A 20,931-nucleotide genomic window follows, 5' to 3' on the forward strand; every position below is an offset into this window, starting at 1 on the left:
GCAGCAACGACCCCCATGAGTGAAAAAGCGATTGCTTCATACACCGAAGCGGCAAAATTTGCTTACGGAAACTCAAGCAGTCTGCATGATATCGGCGGCAAAGCGTATGAACTATTGACAGCGTCAAGGAAAGCATTTGCAGCGTTATTAGGAGGAGATCCAAACGGTGTTTATTTTACTAGCGGCGGTTCTGAAGGCAACATACTGGCCATCCAATCATTATTAAATAGCACGCCAAACAAAAAGCATATTATTGCTTCTTCACTTGAACATGCATCCATTGACCATTATTTGTCTTTATTGCGTGCGAAAGGATATGACATTACATTTTTAAAGCATGATCAAAATGGAAATATTTTAATGGAGCATCTTGAAGAAGAAATCCGTGAAGATACGGCCCTTGTCACCATCCAGCACGGCAATTCCGAAATCGGAACAATTCAAAATATAAAGGAAATTGGCTTGTTTTTAAAAAAGAGGAAAATATACTTTCATACCGATTGTGTGCAAACGTTTGGAAAACTGTTGATTCCCGTCGATGAGATGAATGCTGATGCTTATACATTTTCTTCACATAAAATTTACGGTCCAAAGGGCGTAGGAGCAGTGTATATTCATCCAGCAGCAAGCTGGTCGCCAGTGATTCCCGGAACAACACATGAGGACGGATTTCGTCCAGGCACTGTCAACGTTCCAGGCATTTTTTCCTTTGTCACTGCCGCAAATGAGTTTTATAATCAAAGAGAGAAGCATTTTAACCATTTCATCAAGCTCAAGCAGCATTTGATCAGTCAATTAAAGAAACAGCTGCCCACGATAACGATTGTCAATGAAACGAAAAAAGAGGTTCTCCCAAATATTGTTGGTGTTGTCACAAACAGTTTAGAAGGTCAATTTGTAATGCTCGAATTGAACCGAAAAGGATTTGCGGTCTCAACTGGAAGCGCCTGTCAAGCTGGAAATAGTCATCCTTCTAAAACCCTTCTTTCAATCGGCTTTGACAAAGATTCCGCTCATCAATTTATTCGTATTTCCTTTGGAATTACAAATACAATCTCGGAAGTCGATGAGCTTATCAATGCGATTCTATCCATCGTTCGATAAGAGTTTTGAAAGGTTGGTGTTTATGGAAAAAATATTAGGGGACAAGCGGAGGGAAGTGATTCTCGAATGGTTAAAAAATGAAAATCGGCCGATCACGGGAGGGGAATTGGCCTCACGGACGAATGTCAGCCGTCAAGTCATCGTTCAAGATATTTCTCTTTTAAAAGCACTCGGAGAACCGATTTTAGCCACAAGTCAGGGATATATGTATTTAAAAGAAAGAACGAATGAGGCAAAAAAAGCGAAACGTCTTATTGCCTGCAAGCACGCTCCGGAAAAAACAAAGGAGGAATTGAACATTATTGTTGATTACGGAGCGACTGTAAAAGATGTGATCGTTGAACATCCAGTGTACGGGGATTTGACCGCATCGATTATGGTAAGCAATCGAAAAGAAGTAGATGAGTTCATAAAAAAAATCGAAACAACAAACGCCTCTTATTTGTCGGAATTAACGAACGGCATTCATTTGCACACCATTCTTGCCGACAATGAAAAAACTTTAAATGAAGTTTGTGCAGCTCTTGATCAAGCAGGATTTTTAATTCGTGACGATCATTGATTAATCAAGCCAGGCATCCTGCAATGGATGCTCGGCTTTTTTTATAGTTTATAAGCCGGAAAGCTTCCGAGAATCTTGACGCCGCAGCCTAAAGCCTCCAGTTCTTGGATTGCCCCGGGTATTAAAACATCATCCATTTTTGATTCTATATCTATAATAAACAAGTAATCTCCTAATCCCGTTTTCATTGGACGAGATTCAATTTTTGATAAATTCAGTTTTCTCCATGCAAATGCAGACAATACTTGATGCAGGGCGCCTACATGGTCTGTCGGCAACGTTACAACTAATGTCGTCTTTTCACCGACTTTATTATGGTGGTTATTTTCTATTTGAAAATCTTGATCCGGATGTAAAATAACAAATCGTGTATGGTTGTAATCATAATCGTGAATATTATATTTCACAATAGCTAAATCATACTCTTTTGCCGCCAACTCATTGGCAATGACAGCCATATTTTCTTCCGGATGTTGATGGATATATTCTGCAGCGGCTCCTGTCGATGTGGCATATTCGATCGAAACATCCGGCATATGCTCATGTAAAAATTTATGGCATTGTGCAATAGCATGTGAATGAGAAAATACTTTTTCGATTTTTTTCCAATCATCCTTCCTGCAAGGATGAACCATTAAATGCTGCTTGATTGGAACAACAATTTCACCGACAATATGCAGTGTATTTTCATGAATTAAATAATCAATTGTAAGATTGACCGACCCCTCAAGCGCGTTTTCAAGCGGAACAACGGCAATGTTTGTTTCTTGCTTGACGACTGCATCCATGACATGTGGAATCGTTCGGTAAGGGACTAGTTTTACATCGTTTTCAAAAAATTTTGAGACGGCCAAATGAGTAAATGTTGCTTTCGGTCCCAAATAGCTGATTTTCATCTGTATATCTTCCTTCCTAATTCTATGCACCTGAACTTAATAGTTCGACCTTTTCTACAAATTCTAGCTTCCGCAATTTTAATAATAAAACGTTCATATCTTCTTTCATTCCGTTCGTGTTTAATGATAAAGTCACATTGGCTCTTCCTTGAATCGGAATGGTTTGGTGAATTGTCAGCACATTGCAGCCTGCTTCAGCCACAACTTTAAGCAAATGCGACAGCGTTCCGGAACGATCTTCTAAATGGAAAAACAACGTAATGATTTTTTCTTTGACAACAGTATGAAAAGGAAAAACCGCGTCTCTGTATTTATAAAACGCACTTCGGCTCAAGTCAACGAGCTGCACTGCTTCTTGAACGGACGAGACTTTGCCTCGTTCAAGAAGCTTTTTCACTTCGAGCGTTTTTTTCATTGCTTCCGGCAGCACATCTTCCCTTACCAAATAAAAAATTTCGTCTTTCATCTACCGTCTCCTTTCCCACCCATATGCGATGAAGCATGAAGGACACAGATTTTATGTGCAAAATGTTTTATTCAATGAATTCAAATTCAAATTCCAGCAGCCTTACTGTATCCCCGTCTTTTGCACCGCGCTCTCTTAATGCGTCGTCTACCCCCATTTTGCGAAGCTGTCTTGCAAAACGGCGAACGGATTCGTCTCTTGAAAAATCGGTCATTTTAAACAGCTTTTCAACCTTTTCACCTGATAAAATAAACGCTCCATCGCTGTCACGGCTGATGGTAAAGCTCGGCTTTTCATCCTTTAATGTATACACGACACGATTCGGAGCAGATGTTTCCGTCTCGTCAAAGTAAAGAGGGAATTCCGGCGTTTTTTCCAATAAATCGGCAATAGCAAATAACAGCTCGCGAATTCCTTGGCGTGTAACGGCTGATATTGGAAAAATGCTGACATTTTTGTCTTGCAGCTTTCTTTTAAATTGTGAAAGATTTTCAGCAGCATTTGGCATATCCATTTTGTTGGCGACAACAATTTGCGGCCGCTCCGTCAGCCTTAAATTATATTGTTTTAATTCTTCATTGATCGTCAGGTAATCCTCATACGGATCACGGCCTTCCATTGCGGACATATCAATGACATGAACGATGACTCTTGTTCTTTCAATATGACGCAAAAATTGATGTCCAAGACCTACTCCTTGATGAGCGCCTTCAATAAGACCAGGTAAATCTGCCATCACAAAACTGCGTCCGTCTTCGGTCTCAACAACACCTAAATTCGGCACAATCGTTGTAAAATGGTAGGCAGCGATTTTTGGTTTAGCACTTGATACAACTGATAAAAGAGTGGACTTCCCAACGCTCGGAAATCCGACAAGCCCGACATCAGCCAAAAGCTTTAATTCCAATGTTACATATCGTTCTTCGCCCGGCTCTCCTTTTTCGCATATTTCGGGCGCCGGATTCGTTGGCGAGGCAAATCGGGTGTTTCCTCTGCCGCCCCGTCCTCCTTTGGCAATCACGCTTCTTTGCCCGTGCTCGGTTAAATCTGCGATCACTTCTTTTGTATCATCATCTATTACAACAGTACCGGGAGGAACTTTCACAACAAGGGGTTCGGCATTTTTCCCGTGCTGATTTTTAGACATCCCGTTTTCGCCTTTTGGAGCTTTAAAATGTTTTTTATAGCGAAAATCCATTAACGTCCGAAGACCTTCATCCACTTCAAAAATCACATCTCCGCCCTTTCCGCCGTCTCCCCCTGCAGGGCCTCCTTTCGGAACATATTTTTCACGGCGGAAAGCAACCATGCCGTTCCCGCCATCTCCGCCCTTCACATATACCTTCACTTGATCGACAAACATTGAGCTTCAGCCTCCTTTCATTGTTTCATCACGACTTACTGACCATCAATGTAAATTCATATGTATCAAAATGTATTTGTTGAATGGTGATTGCATCTGATTGGTACTGCTCTAAAAATGTTAAAAGAGTCTTATCATCCGTTAGTATACCATTAAAATCATAAAAGAACCGGACATTGTTTTCTGTTTTAAAGAGTTCTAATGTTACGGTTATATGATTTTCTTGTTTTTTATCAATATTTTGATTAAGGATTTGAAAAAGATCTGTTGTAAAATGGAACATTTCCTCATCTAGACCAGAACAATCCATCGCTTCCCCTAGCACTTCATAATCCAAAATGAGAAGGTGTCCTTTCCAGTTATATGTTAAAAGCAGCTCTGCAAAACTGGGCATGTTTAAATTGCAAAGTTTTGATTCTTGCTTTGCTTCCACGACAATTTCATCAATAATTTCCTTCACCCGATCGTATTTTTTTAATGATAAATGACCTTTAATTAATTGCAATTTATTCATCCAATCATGTCTGGAGTGGCTTAATGCGTCAACAATACTCCATCTCTCTCTTTGATCAGCCATGGTTCCACTCCCATCAAGCTATCTTTTTAAACATGTACAAAAATTATATCAACTTTCCATTAAAAAAACACCGAAAAAGAAAACTCTAACCAAAAAGGCTAGAGTTTTTCAAGTGTTTGCTTATGCTTCTTTTGCTATCGGATACACGCTGACTTTTTTCTTGTCGCGTCCATATCGTTCAAAACGGACGATGCCGTCTACTTTCGCATAAAGCGTATCATCCCCGCCGCGGCCAACATTCAAACCAGGATAAACTTTTGTACCTCTTTGACGATAAAGAATGGAGCCGCCTGTAACAAATTGGCCGTCCGCACGTTTTGCACCTAATCGTTTTGCGATGGAATCACGTCCGTTTTTCGTGGACCCAACTCCTTTTTTCGATGCGAAAAATTGAAGATCCAATTTTAGCATGAGTGCCACCTCCTAATCTTTTTTTGTAACGATTCGAATAAACTTTCCATACCCTCGCTCGATCGTTTGTAATGAAACAAGCATTCCTTCAAGCAATAATTGGATTTTTTCAAATGAATCCGTGTCAACTTGATCAGGAACCTGTACGTGCAAAAATCCGCCTTCTTCCGATTGTTCAACATTCATATCGACATTGGCTAAAGCTTTGATCGCATTTACTGCTCCAAAAGAAACAGCTGAAGCGCCTGCACATACGATGTCCTTCCCGTGCTCTGCGAAGTCCGCATGCCCTTTCATTGTAAACGACCGGATGAATCCTTCTTTCGAACGATGGATGGTCACATGTATCATATGAAACAGCCTTTATTATGCATTAATTTTTTCAATGACAACTTTTGTGTACGGTTGGCGATGACCTTGTTTTCTACGGTAATTTTTTTTCGGTTTATATTTAAAAACGATAATTTTCTTACCTCGGCCATGCTTTTCAACTTTTGCCGTAACCGTAGCTCCTTCTACCAGCGGGTTACCTACCTTTACGTTGTCTCCTCCAACGAAAAGCACCTTGTCAAAAGTAACTGTTTCACCTTCTTGAGCGTCTAATTTTTCCACATAAATGGCTTGACCCTCTTCAACTTTCACTTGTTTCCCGCCAGTTTCAATGATTGCGTACATATTCTGCACCTCCTATTTAACTAAGACTCGCCAGATTAGGGTGTCGGATAACCGAGCTTCAAACCCAAACTGAGCGGTTGTAGCACGGGTGCTACAAAAAACAATAACAAATTGATCTTAACAAAATATGAATGTATATGTCAATACATTTTGGAGATCCGTAAAGCCACTTCCTCTTCTGTTCCCCATTGGCGAATTTCGAATCCTTTTACATGATCGGAAGGACTGAAGAAAATCTTCATGCCTATTAGTTCTTCAAGCTTTTTTAAATGTTTCTCATATTCACATGTAAAAAAATCGCAAACTTCTGGGGCCGCTTCTACAAGGACGGCTTCGTCATCTGATCCAGCATGTTCAAGAAGGGTTCTTTCAAGTTCAAAAGCAATGCTTTCAACCGTCCTTTTTCTTCCTGTTCCGCCGCATGCTGGACATGGTTCGAGCAAAAGCTCGGAAAGAGATTTTCGAGTTTTTTTCCTTGTTAATTGCAATATATTTAATTCGGTAAAACCGATGACTTTTGTGAAAATACGGTCCTTTTCCAATTCTTTTTGAAACAATCTCAAAATCCGGCTTCGATCTTCCTTCTCCATATCAATAAAATCGATCAAAATGATTCCGCTCAAATTTCTTAATCTTAACTGCCGGGCAATTTCTTTTGCCGCCTCCTCATTGGTTTTTAAAACCGTATCTCGGTACGTATTTTTCCCCGAAAATTTCCCTGTATTAACATCAATGACAATCATTGCTTCCGTTTCTTCAATTACGATAAACGCGCCGTTTTTTAACCAAACAATTTTTTTCAGCGCCTTTTCGATTTCATGTTCGATTGCATAATAAGAAAAAATATTTTCGTTTTCGGAATAAAAATCAATGGAAAATGGGAACAATTCTCCGTAATTTTTTTTCAATTCTTTTACAGTGCTTATGTCATCAATGACAATTTCATCCAATACATGCGGTGAAATTTCAGCGATAATTTGCTCTACAAAACTTTCTGAACCGAATAATAAGCTCGGCACTTTTTTGCTTTTCAGCTGTTGTTCAAAACTGCTCAGCATGTCATCAAACCATTTTTTTATTGTTTGGTCATCCGCTCTTTCCGCAGCAGTTCGGAAAACGATGCCCCCTTTGTTTGAGCATAACGTTTCCCCGAGAAGCTGCAATCTTTTTCTTTCTTCCTGGGAAATAATTTTTTTGGAAATTGCCACCGAGCGGCCAAAGGGCTGATATACAAAAAAAGGGGATCGCAATTCAATATTCATTGTGACTTTAGGGCCTTTAAATTCTCCTGATTCTTTTACAACTTGAACGATTACCTCTTCACCTTGAGAAATAAAATGCCGGACATTTTTATTTTTTAATGCCTCATTCGTTCGGGACGTCTCAAAATATGACATAATGTCATTCCGGTGAAGATAGCCGTTTCTTCCCTGACCTAAATCAACAAAAACAGCCTCCATACCAGGAAGGACTTTTGTTACTTTTCCTTTATAAATGTTGCCGACAATCGTGTTTTTTTCTTTTATCCATACTTCCGCCAGTCGTCCGTTTTCCAATAATGCAATGCGTTCATCATCCGTTTTTTTATTTATAATTAATTGTCGCAACCCAACAACCTCTTTTCATGTATTGTTTCCTATTTCAATACCATGTTTTCCTGCAGGCGTCAATAAACGTACTGTAAATCACCCATTTTTCCGTCCGTCTTTTTTTCCGAAAAAAAACTGTGCAGCAGCTCATTTTCATCAAGCTGAAAAAGTTTTTTTCCATCGTCCTCCACTATAATAGGGTGCTTGCAACCCCGCTGAAATTTCAGCAGCACGTGGTAAATCAAATCATCGCGATCAACAATGATCGGCTTTAACACTGTGAACGCTTGATGATTTCCATAATACCTTTCCATCAAGAAGCGAATATATACAAATTGTCTTTGTTTATATTCCGTATAAATGGAGTGAACGATAAAGGCTGCGATAATCCACCCGCTTAAAAGAGTAGGGTTAAAAAAAAGCAAAAAAAGGAACAAACATGAAAAAACAACTGCAGATATGCGAAGCATTTCCTTATGAGCAACTGAAAAAGGTTTTTGTTTGCTCAGCAAAATAAAAAGAAGCTTTCCTCCATCAAGGGGCCAAATGGGAACAAGATTAAAAAGGAAAATAGACATATTAAAAAAAATAAACATTTCATATGTAGAGTCGTTTATGAAATTCGCTTCCCAAAAAATCCATGCAGCTATTTGCATCCATAAATGCTGAATCGGTCCAGATATAACAACAAACAGATCTTCTTTCAAGGGACGATTTCCATGCTCCTCCATTTCCACTGCACCGCCAAAAGGAAGAAGCTGAATGGACTTGATCCTCCATGAAAAAAAACTGGCGCAAACAGCATGCCCCATTTCATGAATAAAAACTATTGAGAAAAGGATGCAAAGAGCTTTAAATTGCGCTGTCATTGCTCCGATTGCAATCAACACCCAAAAGATAGGATGAATATGTATTTTCGACAATAAGGAAAAATATTTATTCAAATGAGATCACCTGACTCGGGTCAATAAATGTGTCGCCCTTTTTTATGGCAAAATAGTATGTTCCGTGCTGGTTTTGGCTTTGCTTTACTTTGCCTACAGGTTTTCCCGTTTCGACAAAGTCATACAGCGCTACATTTAGCTCTTCCAGGTTCCCATACCAGGTTTCTATTCCATCAGCATGTTGAATCACCACAGTCAGACCAGTATCCTCCTTCTTTCCAGCTTCAATAACAATTCCTTCATTCATGGCCTCTACCGTTTTATTATTTGTTTCGATCATCACACCTTGCCCGGTATCTTTAAAGCTCTGAAGCACCTTTCCTGATGCCGGAACCGCATATTGACTTTCTTTAGATCCACTTTCCTCTTTCGATTGTTTTTTCAAAAACGCTAATGGATTCCCAAATTGCTCTTCGTACCATTTGGAAACATATGCAAAGTTAAACTCCTTTTCCATCACATGGCTGACGAAATCTCTAGCTTTCAGAAATTCTGCCCGGTCATTTTTAAAAATAATACCGATCATCAGGACGATGCAGGCAGAGATTAGCAATTTTGTTATAAAAACGTCCGAACGAAACAATGGATGAAAATTTTTACTTCCTTCTGCCTCTACATAAAGAGGGGAGTCCGCGTCAACTTGCACGTTTTCTTGTGTGATTTGATTGATAAATGGAACAGATGTATCATCACTGCTGCTTGAACTGCTCGAAAGCATGCTGTTCATTCTTTTTCGTTTACGCTTTGCTATTCGTTTTTTTATTTCTTTTGCTCGACGATTCATCATCCATCATCCTTTTGCAATTTTGTACAAGTTTATGCTCTGTCCTTACCGTTTATGACAATAAAGCCATTTTGCATTTCTTAAAGCGATATCTAGGCAAATGTTTATCTTTGACCTTGATATAGAACTTTTACCTACAACCTAGTAAGTAGGTTCTTCACTGTTTTCTGGTTCAAAGGAATACTGGATGAAGCAAAATAAAATATGGCGCTATCCGAGAAAAGCAAAATTTTGAAATCAAAAAGAAAACCACAAAATGCTTTTGTCGTCTTCTTTTTGAAATAGTAGTATATGGTGAATTAACACAAAAGCTAGACTGCCTCTTATTTGAAGCCGCTTAACGAAATAGGTTGACTAGTTCATTGATCGATAAAATGAAAAATAAAACAATATTTAAACTCAAAAGTACGTTGAAAAACCATTTATTTCGATCTTCCTTATGAGGAAGATGCTTTTTACTATTAAGCAAATAGATAAGGGTCAGCGCCAGAAAGGGCATAAATAGCGCACCAAGGGCACCATACAAAATAATGAGGCTCACAGGTTTTCCTATAAAATGCAAGAGCATTGGCGGGAATGTTAACCAAAAAACAAAAAATTTATAAGCTTTTGTCTTACTTAATTGTTCTTTATTCACATCATGTTTTTTAACAGTATAGACAAAATCAGCAAATAAATAAGAGACGCCATTCCAAACACCTAATACTGATGTAAAGGAAGCTGACCAAAAACCGATGAGAAATAAGATGCGTACAGTTGAGGACAGCTCGTTTCCTAAAATGGTAGCAAATGATACGAGACCTTGCTCACCGTTAATGTTTGTATTCGTTCCATATAGTAATGCAGCCCCTAAAATTAATAAAGAAATTGTAAAAACTGCTGTAGTAATATAGGCAATCATGGAGTCAAATCTAACGTAGCGGAGGTAGGATCGATCCTTCCAATTGTTTTCCTGCAGCCAATAGCCATAAGACGCCATGGTAATGGATCCGCCAACTCCCCCAATTAATCCGAGTGCGTAAAGCAGTGACCCTTTCGGCAACGTCGGAACAGCAGTGTCGATGATATCAGAAAGTTCCGGCAGAACAATAACAGCTGAGCCGACAACCGAAATAAACATAAGTAGAATTAAAAGATTCATAACTTTTTCAAATAGCTTATATTGCCCCATCCATGTTAATAAAAAACCTAACAAACCGCTTATAACCGCCCATACCCATAAAGGCAAGACAGGAAATAATGCAGACAGAGCCAATGCACAAGATGAAGTCGCAGCCGCTCCATAAACAAATCCCCAAATAACCGAATAAACGCCAAAATAGCTTGTTGCCCATAATCCCATAGAATGCCAGCCTTCTAAAATAGTTTTTCCAGTCAGCAAATGATATCGGCCAACACCCTCATTTAAGGCAAATTTTAAAATAGCCCCGATAATGATTGCCCATAAAAAGACAAGTCCAAAATTTGTACCGGCAACTAAGGCAGCAACTAGATCACCGGCTCCGACGCCCGTTGCTGCGACAATTAACCCCGGACCAACGGCCGGCCACTTTTTTGTGGATTTGCCATGTTCCATCACTGTCACCTTCCATCTGAGATTTGAACGTAGAAATGAGTCATCTAATATTTCTTATGAATGATCTTTCTCATTAGGGAATATAAATGTGCATGAATCAATTGCTGGATGAACATATTCTCGCATCATCCTGTTATATCTAGTTTTAGCAATTGTTCATCCATGCGAAACTTTCTCATTTATAGTTCTTATGTAAAGAATTCATATTTTATTAATTGAATATTCTGTATTTTTAAGTCGATCGTTTTCCCGAGTTCGACAGTCACTAGGCAAACAAAATGCCTCTCGCCCCTTGATACAAAAGGGATCGGAGGCATTTGGGCACACTTCGGGCGTGTATCTAGGTGCGAGGGTGGATGCCTAGAATCTTTGGAGGAGGTTCCAGCCCTAGAGCCGCAAGGAATAGCGCTTGTTTGGCCGTCAGTTCGGTTCGTTGATAAAGGTCGCCGTTTTTTGAAGAAAAATGTCCAAGCATGAGACGCTCGCATTCGTCTCTTACTTTCGGCCACGATTCATGAGTTCGGATCTCCACGATCCGAACCAGCAAGAGAGCCAGCCAACTGAGCAGCACATGCGCCCGGATACGGTCTTCCAAGCGATGATACATGGGGCGCAGCTCGAGTGTTGATTTCAACGTCCGAAAGGCCTGCTCGATATCCACCAGTTGCTTATACCCGAGCGCGACATCCTCGGCAGACAAGGTGTCATCGGAGGTTCGGATGAGATATTTGCCATCGTACTTTTCCGCTTCACGAACCGCTTGCTTGTCGATGCGAAGCGTTCCATCCTTCAATTGACGCAAGTATTTTCCGTAGGACGGATGGGAACGCAGCCGGCAGGTGGCCTTATGATGAGCTTCATTGGGGAGTTGGCGAAGCCCCTCCAACTCCTCTTTCAGCGATTCGAGCAGCTTTTCCCGTTCCTTGCGTTGGCGTTCGGCTTCGCTGGGATTGTACACGAGAACATAGCGCTGACGCGCTTCTCCGTCGCCCACGATGATTTCTTTGATATGCAAGTTCTCGCGAACTTGTTGGTAGCGCCCGCGACGGTTTAGGGCCTCTTCGACGGCGGTTTTGCCGGACCGCATTTTTTCGCCGACAATGTAGTGTCCCCCGGCCTGTTGCAAGATTCGCAAATTCTCTTCAGACGAAAATCCGCGGTCCATCACGCTGATCACACGCCCAAGCTTCCAGCCAATCAAGTCTTGTTTCACCTGTTTGATGACCGTCATATCCATCGTATTGCCAGGCCATACCCAAGCGCGAATGGGGACTCCTTCCCGGGTAACGGCCAGTCCAATGACGATTTGGACCAAATCGGGACGCTTATCTTTGGAAAACCCCTGCTTTCGAAGCGATTCTCCTTCTGGTGTTTCGGATGGATCCACTTCGAAGTACGACGAAGTCGTATCAAAGTAAATCAAATCGACTTCCAGGTTCAATAAATCGGCCACGGCATGGAACACTTGGCGTTCCAATTCCGGCTGCACAGCCAGCAGCTCATCCATCGCCCGGTACAACTGGTGGCTGGCGACTTGGGGAAGATGAGGGATATGCACGTCTTTCTCCACCCACTCCTCCATCGCCAACTTGCTTGACGGATGAAGGGCACGATTCGCCACCATGGCAAAAATCAGCCGTTCCAACGGAATCTGATGATGTCGGGAGGCAAACAAGGAGTGGAGAATCTCTCCCAATCCCAGTTGTATCCAGAGCTGATCCAAAAGCCAAGTGCCACCAAGGCGTTTGCTTGATTGAAACTGAAAGTCATCCGACACTTCTCCTGTCAACGTCTCGATTTCCCAAGCCTGCTCAGGAGAAAGGAATCGCGAAATGCTTTTGGCCAGACGCTCCAAGACAGCGCGATCCACCTCGTCTTCGCGCCCAAACGAATAAATCACCTTCGCTTTCGCATATTTGGCCTTCGGATCCCATTCGTTGTGAGCAAGCTGGAGATACGCCACGGTCGTTCCATCTTTGTTTTTGCGTGTTACTCGCCGTATGTACATGCCTATATTATAACCGATATTCAGCTGTTTTAAAAGTTAAAATAAACAAGTCGTGTGCCTATGAAATTCAGTGTTTTTTTCTAGGATCCGCATCGCGAAATCTTTGATATAACAGCATTTTGGCCATTTTCATTTGCCTAAAATGGCCTCAAAACTGTCGAACTCGGGGTTTTCATTGCTCTTGTATCAGCTGTTTGAAATGATTTCTCGCACCTGTCTCCTTCCCTTTGTAAACGATTACGACTGTAGAAATAAACATTTACATATCGCCTCAATTTTGAAATAATTCTAATTGAAAATCATTATTATTAAGGAGGCATCAGAAATACCAATGGAAACATACAAAGTAGCCAATATAATTAAAGAGCGTCGATCGATTAAAGAATTTAAGAAAGATCCAATCCCTAAAGAAGTAATATGTGAATTATTAAATACGGCTGTTTGGGCTCCTAATCATGGATTAAGAGAGCCATGGCGGTTCGTGCTGTTTATGAATGAAGGAAAAGAAAAATTAGTTGCTGCTATTGCACAAGAAACGAACAATGGAAAAAATATCGATCGATTACGAGAAAAGCTGCTGCCGATTCCAGCACATTTATTGGTAATCATGAAAGAGGATCCGCGTCAAAAGCAGTGGGAGGAGGATTTAAAAGCGACCAGTGCATTAATCCAAAATTTTCAACTAGCTGCATGGGAAAAAGGTATTGGCGTTATATGGAAAACAGGTGCTTATATTTATTCACCATCTTTCCGACAAAAAGTTGGAGTAGAACCAGGAGAAAAAATTGTCGGCCTTCTACATATTGGCTATCCTGCCTCAATCCCAGAACCAAAACAGCGGACAAACGCAGAACAAAAATTGACGATTATTGAATCATATTGAAAGGGAAAAGATTCAAGAGGAAATATTTTGTACAGCCTTCAAAAAATCTCCCACCTCAAGAGATAGAAGAAAAAAACGATCAGCAGGTGGGAGATATATCAGTGTGATGGCAGTGATTCTAATGTGTGCAAAGAAAAAAGCTAATGCCTTATTCAAGGAAGTGTGATTTTTAAATTGATTAGGATTAAGCACGTACTCCAAAAAATTTTTTGATTTTTGCGATAACACCTTTTTCAGGCTCATCTAATGATTGAAGCGGAACCGCTTCACCTAAAATTCTTCTCGCAATATTGCGGTAGGCAATGGAAGCACGATTGTCCGGGTTCATTACAATCGGTTCCCCATTATTAGACGCTTTTATTACCTCATCATCATCAATTACAATCCCCAACAAATCAATAGACAGATGGCTGACAATTTCATCGACATCCAGCATATCACCGTTTTTCATTAAATGATTTCGGATCCGATTAATAATTAATCGTGGCGGCTCAATATCTTCCTTCTCCAGCAAACCGATAATTCGATCCGCATCTCTCACAGCGGAAACTTCTGGTGTTGTCACGACAATCGCTTGATCCGCACCGGATACGGCATTTTTATATCCTTGTTCAATCCCGGCAGGACAGTCGATAATAATATAATCAAAATCTTGTTTTAGCTGGTCAATTAATTTTTTCATCTGCTCAGGTGTTACGGCAGTTTTATCGCTAGTTTGCGCTGCAGGCAGCAAATAAAGAAAATCATTAAAGCGTTTATCTTTTACGAGAGCTTGATGAATTTTGCATCGTTCTTGGACAACATCAACTAAATCATAAATAATCCTGTTTTCCAATCCCATGACAACATCGAGGTTCCGCAAGCCGATATCTGTATCTACTAGACAAACTTTCTTTCCCATAATGGCAAGGGCTGTACCAACATTTGCAGACGTTGTTGTTTTGCCGACCCCGCCCTTGCCAGAAGTGACCACAATTGCCTCACCCATTCATTATTCCCCCTTCAAGCCTAGTTAAATTGGGTCTCAGATGAGCTAATTGTTGAATCCGTTCAATAATGATTGTCCCATTTTCATCAATATATGCACATTCCATATCATTTCGAAATGATGGCTCCTTCTGATCGGGTGGCCTACTTAAAATATCGGAGATCCTCAGCTGTGTCGGCTTCATCAAGGAGGCGGCAATCACTGCATTTCGATTCCCTTCAAAACCAGCATGAGCTATGCCTTTTAAAGCCCCCATGACAAAAATATTGCCCGTTGCCATGACTGTCCCGCCAGGATTGACATCTCCTATCAGCAACAAATCCCCTCTAATTTTCAACACTTGCCCAGAACGGACGATTTTAGCAACTGAGATAACATCTGCTTCCTCTTTCCACTTCAACGCCTCTTCCTTTGAGATGACATTTGAATCAATTGCATCGACAATTAAATTTCTTTTTTTTCTTATTACGTCTTTTATTTTCTCTTCTTGTTCCTCCGTCAAAAAACGATTTCCAGCCTTTATCGTCACCCTGATCATCGGTTCATTTTCCTGAACATACTGCCTTTTGGAGAGCATCGAATCCAGTTCATTCACAATATCATGAAACGAACAGGAATCATCTAAATATAATGTCAATCCATCCTTTGTGCCTTTAATCGTTACATAATATGGTCTTTGAGCTTTCACGAAGTTCACCCCAACAAAAATCTATTTCGACAGCAATAACAAAAACTCCTCTATCAAACTTTAAAACTTAATCGTTGTGTTCACCTATTTTCAAGCCCAAAACGAATTTCTTTAAAGGATAGATTAACACACAAGCTAATACAAAATTCAGAGCAAGTGTCGGTAGCAGGCGATCAATTGTAAACAATTGCAGAGGAACAGCTGTCATCCCGATTAGTAAATAAATACCGTATGTGAAAAATTCAAGCAATGCAACGGAAAGCTCAGTTAAAAAAATTAAAACAAAAATATTGGGATTGAGCACCCGCAAAGCTTGCATCACTAAATATGCCAAGGTTGGAAATGCGAAAGCATATATGCCGATAACTTGCGTGTAAACAACATCGAACAATAAACCGAAAACAATTCCATAAATGACGGCAATTTTCCGAGAGCCGTACGCTGCCAAGATGACAATCATCAATAGTAAAAGATGGGGAACTGCCACTTGGTGATCTGAAAGAAAAGGGATCGGAACAAGATCAACGATGATGCTTTCCAATACGAAAATAAACATAACCATTACGGGGAGGAAAAACGTTCTCAAGAGTCTTCCTCCTCTTCCAATTGATTGATATCAACTGTTGGAAGAACCCGCTCGATGATCATGACACGATCTATATCATAAAAGTCAGCTGATGGGGTTATATAAGCTATCTTTGTTAATCCGTACGAATCAAGTTCGACTTTTTTTACTTTTCCGATCACTAAACCTTCAGGAAACACTCCGCCAAGGCCAGAAGTCGCTACAATTTGATTTTCTTTGATTTGAGCATTTGATTCAATGATGTTCATTTCAAGAGCATTTTCCTGCTCACTGTAGCCGACAATGAGGCCGAATACCTTTCCGTTATTCGTATGAACCATTGCTGAAATCCGGTTTTTTCTGTCGGAAGCACTTAAAAGCTGAACGGTGGACGTAAATTCAGAAGTATTTTTCACTTTCCCGATCAATCCTTTTGCCGTTATAACCGCCATGTCTTTTTTGATTCCGTGCTGTTCGCCTTTATCAATTTTGATATAATCATGCCAACGATCAGGATTTCTTGCGATGACTGTCCCTTGGATCGACTTATATTTTCTTATATCGTTATCAGCAGATAATTTTAATTCTTCTTTTAATTGTTTGTTTTCCTGTTCTAATTCCTGCAGCTTTTCCTCCAATTGAATATAATTATTCAGTTGTTTGCGAAGCAGCTCGTTTTCTTCGTATGTATTTTTTAAATGATTCAAATTCTCAAAGAAGCCCGCAATATATTGTGCGGGCTGATGAAATACCTTCTGGACTAGTCCAACCGAATCTTGAATAAACTTCTCCTGCCACGAAAGATTGCGGTCTTCCTTTAGGGAAAAACCAATCAATGCCACCAAAATAATGATCCCGACAAGGAGCACAATTAATCGTTTATTTAGAAAAAATTGTGGCATGATTTACACCTCTAACTTATCTGTGGTCTTTTGTACGATTTTTGAATAGGTGGATATGTTCAAGAGCTTTTCCTGTTCCGACCGCTACACAATCAAGAGGATTTTCCGCAATGATTACAGGCATTTTCGTTTCGTCGCTTATAACTTTGTCTAAATTGCGAAGAAGGGCGCCCCCACCCGTTAAAACAATTCCTCGATCCATAATATCCGCCGCAAGTTCAGGCGGAGTTTTTTCCAAAGTAATTTTTACAGCATCTACGATCGCATAGACAGTATCGCGTAATGCCTCTGAAATTTCTGTCGCAGTAATTTCAATCGTTTTCGGAAGGCCTGTTAACAAATCTCTTCCGCGAATTTCCATGTTTTCAACACCTTCCGGAGCGCTTGCAGAACCGATTTCAAGCTTCACCGCTTCCGCTGTCCGATCACCAATCATTAAGTTGTAGGTTTTACGGATATAGTTAATGATGGCTTCATCCATTTCATCACCGGCAACACGGATAGATTGGCTTGTCACAATTCCGCCGAGAGAAATGATGGCAACTTCCGTTGTTCCCCCGCCGATGTCTACAACCATGCTTCCGGTCGGTTCCCAAACTGGAAGGTTGGCTCCAATAGCAGCCGCAAATGGCTCTTCGATCGTATACGCATCTCTAGCGCCTGCTTGTCTCGTTGCATCAATGACCGCACGTTCTTCAACCGCAGTTATTCCCGAAGGAACACAAACCATCACATAAGGTTTTCGCGAAAAAATACCTGCATTTTTTGTTGCCTGTTTTATGTAGTATTTCATCATCGTAGCAGTCGTTTCATAATCAGCAATCACTCCGTCTTTCATTGGTCGAAGTGCTACAACATTTCCAGGCGTACGCCCGATCATATTTTTTGCATCATTACCAACTGCAACAATTTGCTTTGTATCAGTTTGCAAAGCAACAACAGATGGTTCACGCACTACAATACCTTTTCCCTTCACAAACACTAACGTATTGGCTGTCCCTAAATCTATTCCAAGGTCTCTCGTACCAATTCCAAACATAGCTGTTGTATCTCCCTTTCTTCCAAAATAAATACGTTTTTATATTCATGTAAATGTCTAATCATTATTGAAAAAACCCATAAATTATATTATAACGTAATTTTTCAAAAAAAAAAGTGCTATCAATACCCTGCGTAAAATAAAAATTTGCGAGGTATTTTTCATGAAACTTGATGAAAAGCTGATCATTGTGTTGGACGCCTCAAAAATTTTTACTAAAAAATTTTCCTAGTGGAGAATAGAGGATGAAAAATAGATGTCACAGCATATACCGCCCGTATGAAAACCTTGATTTAATTTATCCATTGAGAATAATAACTTAAAAATATTACAAGTCCATACAAAAAATATTATTTTATGTTTACAAATCCCCCCTTTGCACTCTTTATTAGCGACGGTTTAGAATGTCATAAAAAATAATGGTTTTTTCAGTTGATTGTGTTTCAATTCAAATGACTCCAATAAAGTATTACATAACAATTCTGCCGAAGTTTCAAGTTCATCTATTATTGAAAATCACTAAAATATGAGCTTTTTCTCCAACTTTGGCTCTTCTTATGTCGCAAACCCTTTGTAATGCGGACATCATTTGGAGCCCGCGAGGCCGTGCAAATGTTTTTTGAAATTCCTTTTATCATGCACTTATGCGTTGTAATAACGTCACTGCCCCGCTTCAAGCAGCTTTTTATCGTACTTTGCGAGACTGGTCAGTATGTTATATACCGTTGTGCTGTCTCCCATCTGTCCCCCTGCAAATTCAGCAAGACGGTGGTTGTTCGCATTACGTGTCTAGAAGCGCAAAAATCTGTCCGAAAAAGCGCTAGCAGTTCAGAATCCAAAGCTATTAACTGTAATACGTGTTAGGATTGATTTTAAATGAAGGCATACTTTTTCACCCATTTATAACTCGGGAAAATAAGTTTTTTAACCATATAAAGTGTGTAAAAATAACTCCTTTTTCGCAATGACAAAATTTTGGGTGAAATGTAATGATTATACATATAAGTGGTTTTCATAAAACTTTGTTGCTGGAACTGAGGTAGAATGACTAGAGTAAAATGAATTGTTATTTTTCAATAATAAGTTAGCTGGTCTGATGCAGTTGCCAAAAAAAGAACATCAATACAAATTCAAGTGCACAATCACATAGGCAGCAGTGCGACGAGGATCTTAACTTCAGAAGTCTGTAATCTTAAATGAAAACATGCTTCCTTACAATTCATTATAAAAGACAGGAGCATCATATGAGTAATATAAAATAGAACCTTATATATGAAAGTTTTCCAATAAAGTAAAGGGATGCTATTGATTATATATCAAGCCATTCTCCATCAGCAATAGATATTCAAAGATAAAAATTCATAAAACTGCTAATGTCATTTTTAAGCTTAAAAAATTGGAAGTCATTTATCAATAATTTCATAGATCTAATCTTCACACATCATAAAAAGAGGTGCACTTCATATCCAGTGCACCCCAACAATTGACATAGAACCTTTTAAAAAAACGTTATAAATATCCCTTTTCTTTTAAACTGACGTATTTACGCTCTCCGATTATGATATGATCTAAAAGTTCAATCCCGATCAGCTTTCCGCATTCGGACAAGCGCCTCGTGACTTCAATATCCTCTTTGCTTGGGGAGGGATCTCCTGATGGATGATTATGGATACAAATAAAAGATGCAGCTGAACATTTCAATGCCTCCTTGAAGACTTCTCTTGGGTGAACAATTGATGTATTTAAACTGCCAATGAAAATCGTTTGCTTATGCAGCACTTGGTTTTTTGTGTTTAAATATAAACCTACGAAATGCTCTTGTTTTAAAAAGCGCATTTCTTCCATGACATAATTGGAGGCATCTTGCGGAGAACGAATGACATACCGATCTTCGTATGCGAGCTGATGAATTCTTTTTCCCAACTCTAATGCTGCTATAATTTGCACCGCTTTTGCTTTTCCAATGCCGGGTATGCCCATAATTTCCTGAACTGACGCCTCTTTTAACATTCTAAGACCGCCGAATGTTTTTAAAAGCTTATTCGCCAGTTCAAGCACTGATTCTCCCTTTGTCCCTGTTCTCAATAAAATTGCCAGCAGTTCATGGTTGGAAAGGCCTTTTGGTCCGTTGTGTATCAATCGTTCCCTCGGTCTTTCTTCTTCTGGAAAATCTCGAATAGCGAGCATATCTTTCCCCCTTGTTTGTTACCAGTGAAATCCAAAATTTTTTAATTCTCTGTACAGTCTTGAAACAGGAAGACCGACAACTGTAAAATAATCGCCATCAATTTTTTTCACTAGCAATGAGCCGAAATGTTGAATTCCATAAGCACCCGCCTTGTCCATCGGTTCGTTTGTCTCAATGTATTCCAGGATTTCATCGTCTGAAAGCGGCCAAAAAGTAACTTTTGTTGATTCAGAAAATGTTGTATGCTTTTCACCATGAATAATCGAAACTGCTGTTAAAACAGTATGTGTTTTCCCAGAAAGTGATTTTAACATGTAATAGGCGTCACGGCGGTCTTTCGGTTTTCCTAGTATTCGATTTTCGAGGATCACCGCCGTATCTGCTCCGATGACATATGCATCTTTATACCTTTCGGCTACATGAAAGGCTTTTTGAAAGGCAAGTTTTTGAATGGCTTTTTCGGGTTCAGCTTCTTCGTCCAGCCTCTCTTCCAAATTGCTTTCAATCACAGCAAATGGTATTCCTAACAGCTTGAGGAGTTCTTTTCTTCGCGGAGAGCTTGATGCAAGTATGAGGCGTTCCATTTTTATTTCATCCTTTCAACCAATACTATCCGTATGTTATCAAAAAAGGCTTTTGCAAACAATTTTTCAAAAAAGAATTATCTAATCGCCATTAATAAAAACATTTATTCAATTTACAGAAAAAACTACATTATCTAAG

General features: G+C 39.8%; 22 protein-coding genes and 1 other annotated feature. Of the genes, 3 read left to right on the top strand and 19 right to left on the bottom strand.

The genetic code is table 11. The features are described from left to right. Positions 1-15 precede the first annotated feature (15 nt). The gene (locus tag NSS70_RS14845) at positions 16-1,104 is read left to right on the top strand and encodes an IscS subfamily cysteine desulfurase (RefSeq protein WP_066249783.1); all 1,089 of its coding nucleotides are present in this window, start codon (positions 16-18) and stop codon (positions 1,102-1,104) included. A gap of 22 nt (positions 1,105-1,126) precedes the next feature. Continuing rightward, positions 1,127-1,666 (top strand): transcription repressor NadR, encoded by a 540-nt coding sequence (locus NSS70_RS14850; protein ID WP_063387960.1) that lies wholly within the window; start codon positions 1,127-1,129, stop codon positions 1,664-1,666. 41 nt (positions 1,667-1,707) lie between these two features. Here the strand turns inward: NSS70_RS14850 and pheA are convergent, their stop codons facing one another. The 12 genes from pheA to NSS70_RS14910 form a co-directional block, all read right to left on the bottom strand. Then, a complete protein-coding gene (pheA, locus tag NSS70_RS14855; protein ID WP_063387959.1) occupies positions 1,708-2,562 on the bottom strand; it encodes a prephenate dehydratase in 855 nt (284 codons plus the stop codon). Positions 2,563-2,584: 22 nt separating this feature from the next. Further along, entirely contained in the window at positions 2,585-3,028 is a 444-nt protein-coding gene (locus tag NSS70_RS14860; RefSeq protein ID WP_063387958.1) for an ACT domain-containing protein, read from the bottom strand. A 67-nt stretch (positions 3,029-3,095) separates the two neighbouring features. After that, positions 3,096-4,391, bottom strand: coding sequence for a GTPase ObgE (gene obgE, locus NSS70_RS14865; protein WP_063387957.1), 1,296 nt, complete (start codon positions 4,389-4,391; stop codon positions 3,096-3,098). 28 nt (positions 4,392-4,419) lie between these two features. Then, complete coding sequence (locus tag NSS70_RS14870; protein WP_066249564.1) at positions 4,420-4,968, bottom strand: Spo0B C-terminal domain-containing protein; 549 nt, start codon at positions 4,966-4,968, stop codon at positions 4,420-4,422. Between the two features lie 120 nt (positions 4,969-5,088). Further along, positions 5,089-5,379 carry a 50S ribosomal protein L27 gene (gene rpmA / locus NSS70_RS14875; RefSeq protein ID WP_063387955.1) on the bottom strand — a complete coding sequence of 97 codons (291 nt, stop codon included), beginning with the start codon at positions 5,377-5,379 and terminating at the stop codon, positions 5,089-5,091. Between the two features lie 12 nt (positions 5,380-5,391). Continuing rightward, positions 5,392-5,730 carry a ribosomal-processing cysteine protease Prp gene (locus tag NSS70_RS14880; protein ID WP_063387954.1) on the bottom strand — a complete coding sequence of 113 codons (339 nt, stop codon included), beginning with the start codon at positions 5,728-5,730 and terminating at the stop codon, positions 5,392-5,394. A gap of 15 nt (positions 5,731-5,745) precedes the next feature. Beyond that, a complete protein-coding gene (gene rplU, locus NSS70_RS14885; RefSeq protein ID WP_063387953.1) occupies positions 5,746-6,054 on the bottom strand; it encodes a 50S ribosomal protein L21 in 309 nt (102 codons plus the stop codon). Positions 6,055-6,067: 13 nt separating this feature from the next. Further along, positions 6,068-6,143: a sequence feature (ribosomal protein L21 leader region), on the bottom strand. Positions 6,144-6,194: 51 nt separating this feature from the next. Further along, positions 6,195-7,661, bottom strand: coding sequence for an Rne/Rng family ribonuclease (locus NSS70_RS14890; protein ID WP_340881857.1), 1,467 nt, complete (start codon positions 7,659-7,661; stop codon positions 6,195-6,197). A 59-nt stretch (positions 7,662-7,720) separates the two neighbouring features. Next, positions 7,721-8,587 carry a M50 family metallopeptidase gene (locus NSS70_RS14895; protein WP_066249570.1) on the bottom strand — a complete coding sequence of 289 codons (867 nt, stop codon included), beginning with the start codon at positions 8,585-8,587 and terminating at the stop codon, positions 7,721-7,723. Beyond that, on the bottom strand, positions 8,580-9,374 hold the full coding sequence (locus NSS70_RS14900) for a M23 family metallopeptidase (protein WP_066249572.1): 795 nt from the start codon (positions 9,372-9,374) through the stop codon (positions 8,580-8,582). The genes NSS70_RS14895 and NSS70_RS14900 overlap by 8 nt, the downstream gene beginning before the upstream one ends. A gap of 334 nt (positions 9,375-9,708) precedes the next feature. Continuing rightward, a complete protein-coding gene (locus NSS70_RS14905) occupies positions 9,709-10,947 on the bottom strand; it encodes an Nramp family divalent metal transporter (protein WP_066249575.1) in 1,239 nt (412 codons plus the stop codon). A 340-nt stretch (positions 10,948-11,287) separates the two neighbouring features. Beyond that, positions 11,288-12,955, bottom strand: a complete 1,668-nt coding sequence (locus tag NSS70_RS14910; RefSeq protein WP_340881130.1) for an IS1634 family transposase — start codon at positions 12,953-12,955, stop codon at positions 11,288-11,290. Positions 12,956-13,286: 331 nt separating this feature from the next. Between NSS70_RS14910 and NSS70_RS14915 the strand changes: the two genes are divergently transcribed. Then, complete coding sequence (locus NSS70_RS14915) at positions 13,287-13,838, top strand: nitroreductase family protein (protein WP_340881861.1); 552 nt, start codon at positions 13,287-13,289, stop codon at positions 13,836-13,838. A gap of 184 nt (positions 13,839-14,022) precedes the next feature. Here the strand turns inward: NSS70_RS14915 and minD are convergent, their stop codons facing one another. The 7 genes from minD to NSS70_RS14950 form a co-directional block, all read right to left on the bottom strand. Continuing rightward, complete coding sequence (gene minD / locus NSS70_RS14920) at positions 14,023-14,826, bottom strand: septum site-determining protein MinD (RefSeq protein WP_063387946.1); 804 nt, start codon at positions 14,824-14,826, stop codon at positions 14,023-14,025. Next, the gene (gene minC, locus NSS70_RS14925; RefSeq protein WP_340881863.1) at positions 14,819-15,523 is read right to left on the bottom strand and encodes a septum site-determining protein MinC; all 705 of its coding nucleotides are present in this window, start codon (positions 15,521-15,523) and stop codon (positions 14,819-14,821) included. Before minC ends, minD begins: the two co-directional genes overlap by 8 nt. Positions 15,524-15,581: 58 nt before the next feature. Then, on the bottom strand, positions 15,582-16,100 hold the full coding sequence (mreD, locus tag NSS70_RS14930; RefSeq protein ID WP_063387944.1) for a rod shape-determining protein MreD: 519 nt from the start codon (positions 16,098-16,100) through the stop codon (positions 15,582-15,584). Next, a complete protein-coding gene (gene mreC / locus NSS70_RS14935) occupies positions 16,097-16,981 on the bottom strand; it encodes a rod shape-determining protein MreC (RefSeq protein ID WP_063387943.1) in 885 nt (294 codons plus the stop codon). The genes mreD and mreC overlap by 4 nt, the downstream gene beginning before the upstream one ends. Positions 16,982-16,997: 16 nt before the next feature. Then, positions 16,998-18,020, bottom strand: coding sequence for a rod shape-determining protein (locus NSS70_RS14940; protein ID WP_063387942.1), 1,023 nt, complete (start codon positions 18,018-18,020; stop codon positions 16,998-17,000). Between the two features lie 1,509 nt (positions 18,021-19,529). Next, positions 19,530-20,207: a RadC family protein gene (gene radC, locus NSS70_RS14945; RefSeq protein WP_130156096.1), complete on the bottom strand. Its 678-nt coding sequence runs from the start codon at positions 20,205-20,207 to the stop codon at positions 19,530-19,532. 18 nt (positions 20,208-20,225) lie between these two features. Beyond that, positions 20,226-20,792, bottom strand: a complete 567-nt coding sequence (locus tag NSS70_RS14950) for a Maf family protein (RefSeq protein ID WP_094246292.1) — start codon at positions 20,790-20,792, stop codon at positions 20,226-20,228. Positions 20,793-20,931: the final 139 nt, after the last annotated feature.

The sequence above is a fragment of the Aeribacillus sp. FSL K6-2848 genome (assembly GCF_038004325.1).
In the GTDB taxonomy this organism is placed as follows: Bacteria; Bacillota; Bacilli; order Bacillales; family Aeribacillaceae; genus Aeribacillus; species Aeribacillus composti.